A 2,491-nucleotide genomic window follows, 5' to 3' on the forward strand; every position below is an offset into this window, starting at 1 on the left:
GTACACGGTCGAGGCCGCCCAACTGCAGCGGCACCACCGTGATCATGCCTTGCGCGAAATTGCCGACGGCGGGCTGCATGATCGGATCGTGCGACAGCTTCGCGTAGGTCCTGAGCTCCGGCACATGCTTGTGCTGCAACGTGAGCCCATAGGGTAGGAATTCAGGCGCGTCCTCGCCCTTGCCGACATAGTCCTCGATCATCGGCCGGCCGCCGCCGGAATAGCCGGAGATGCCGTTGACGGTGACGGGGAAATCGGCAGGCAGCAGGCCGGCCGAGACCAGCGGACGCAGCGTAGCGATAGGGCCCTGCGGCCAGCAGCCGGGATTGGCGATGCGTTTTGCGCTGGCGATCTTGTTGGCCTGATCCTTGTCCATCTCGGCAAAGCCATATTCCCAGCCTTCGGCCACACGATGCGCGGTCGAAGCGTCGATGACCTTGGTCGTATCGTTCTCGATCAGCGATACGCTTTCCTTGGCCGCGGCATCCGGCAGACAGAGGATCGCGACATCGGCGGCGTTGAGGAATTCGGCCCTGGCCGCGGCTTCCTTGCGGCGATCGGCGGGAATGGAGATGATCTCCAGGTCGCCGCGGTCGGCCAGCAGCGCCCTGATCTGCAGGCCTGTCGTGCCATGTTCGCCGTCAATGAAGATTTTCGGTTTCATCGGTTGCCAAAATCCCTGCAATTCCAGAGCTATATGCCTTGCGCGTTATGTAGCACGGCATGAGTGCCGTTGTTCAGGTCGTCGAGCCGCGCCTTCCTTTCGGCCACCAGGCCGAGATAGTGCATGGCGATGATCGATCCGGCGATCGCCGTAATATCGGCATGATCATAGGCCGGCGCAACCTCGACGACGTCGGCGCCGACGATATCGATCTGGCCGAGTTGGCGCAGCGTCGAAAGCATCTTGGCCGAAGACGGGCCGCCGGCCACAGGCGTGCCGGTGCCCGGCGCGAACGCCGGGTCGAGGCAATCGATGTCGAAGGTAAGATAGGTCTTCCTGCCGCCTGTGCGCTCCACGATCGCGTAGGCGATGTCGGAGGCGCGCATCTCCTCGACTTCATGGCCGTAAATGATCTTGATGCCGAACGTGTCCGGCGCATGGGTGCGGATGCCGATCTGGATCGAGCGGTCTGGATCGATGACGCCTTCTTTGACCGCGCGGGCGACGAAGGAGCCGTGATCGATGCGCCTGCCGTCGTCCGGCCAGGTGTCCTGATGCGCGTCGAACTGCACCAGGGCCAGCGGCCCATGGATCGCTGCATGCGCCTTCAGCAGCGGCCAGGTGACGAAATGATCGCCGCCGAGCGTCAAAAGAAATGCGCCTGAGCTCAGGATCTTGGCCGCCTCGCGCTCGATCGTACCGGGCGTCTTCTGGTGGTTGCCGCTGTCGAGCAGGCAATCGCCGTAGTCGACCACGGCGAGCTGTTCGAACAGGTCGCGCGAGAACGGATATTGCGGATCGTTGTCGAGGATCGCCGAGGCGCGGCGAATCGCCTGCGGCCCGAAGCGCGCGCCGGGACGATTGGTGACCGCGGCGTCGAAGGGAATGCCCCACACGACGGCGTCCGCGCCCTTCGCATCCTTGGTATATTTGCGCCGCATGAACGACAGCGCACCGGCATAGGTCGGCTCGAGCGACGCCCCCGTTTTGGAACGGGCGGTGAAGGCGTGGTCGATCTCTTGGTTCGCCATTACGGGTCCTCGGTTGTCATCGGGGAGCCACAACTACAGAACCGGCACGCAACTTGCCAGTCACAGCTTGCCGATATCGAGCGGCGCTCGAGGAGTGCCACGGCAACACAGGATTTGTCTCGCCATGACGCCTCGCCAAACAAATTTGAGCAAACAGCTAGCCGGCTTCGTTCACCTCCCTGTCATGGGCATCGCCTAACCGGGTCCCGACCCGGAACGGAGCGATTCCCCGATGCGAACACTCTGGCTGAGCCTTCTTCTGTCCGCCGCGCTTGCGACTGCCTCGAGTCAAACCTTAGCCGGTGAGACGCGCGCCGCCCAAATCCTCGACCGCTTCGAACACGCCAGCCAGTGGCGCGATCATGTGATGATCGCGGCGCATCGGGCCGGCAGCATGCAGGCCGGCAAGACGCTTTATGCCGAGAATTCGCTTGCCGCGGTCGAGGGCTCGATCGCGATCGGCGCCGAGATCGTCGAGGTCGATGTGAGGCGCTCGAAGGACGGCGCGTTCGTCATCATGCATGACAGCTGGCTCGACCGCACCACGAACTGCAAGGGCGAGGTGGTGGAATATACGCTGGCGGAACTGAAGAAGTGCCGGCTGGTGATCGAGGGCACCGGCGCCGTCACCAGCGAGCCGGTGTTGACGCTGCGCGAGATGCTGCTGACGACCAGGGACAGGATCCTGATCAATCTCGACAACAAGCTGGAGGTGACGGACCTGCCAGGCATGATCGCGGTCGCCCGCGATCTCGGCATGGCCGATCAGGTGATCGTCAAGGAGAACCTGTGGAAC

3 protein-coding genes are annotated in these 2,491 nt (G+C 63.3%); 1 reads left to right on the top strand and 2 read right to left on the bottom strand.

Features of this window, described 5'->3' with window-relative positions:
* Both argC and speB read right to left on the bottom strand, forming a co-directional pair.
* Positions 1 to 664: N-acetyl-gamma-glutamyl-phosphate reductase (gene argC, locus EOA60_RS28545; protein ID WP_128312274.1), on the bottom strand; the 664-nt coding region annotated here is incomplete at its 3' end.
* A gap of 29 nt (positions 665 to 693) precedes the next feature.
* A complete protein-coding gene (speB, locus tag EOA60_RS28550; protein ID WP_067000830.1) occupies positions 694 to 1,695 on the bottom strand; it encodes an agmatinase in 1,002 nt (333 codons plus the stop codon).
* Between the two features lie 232 nt (positions 1,696 to 1,927).
* Here speB and EOA60_RS28555 point away from each other — a divergent pair.
* On the top strand, positions 1,928 to 2,491 hold a 564-nt coding region (locus EOA60_RS28555), incomplete at its 3' end, for a glycerophosphodiester phosphodiesterase family protein (protein ID WP_164899611.1).

Origin of the sequence: Mesorhizobium sp. M1A.F.Ca.IN.020.06.1.1 (assembly GCF_004023265.1) — a bacterium.
Lineage (GTDB): Bacteria > Pseudomonadota > Alphaproteobacteria > Rhizobiales > Rhizobiaceae > Mesorhizobium.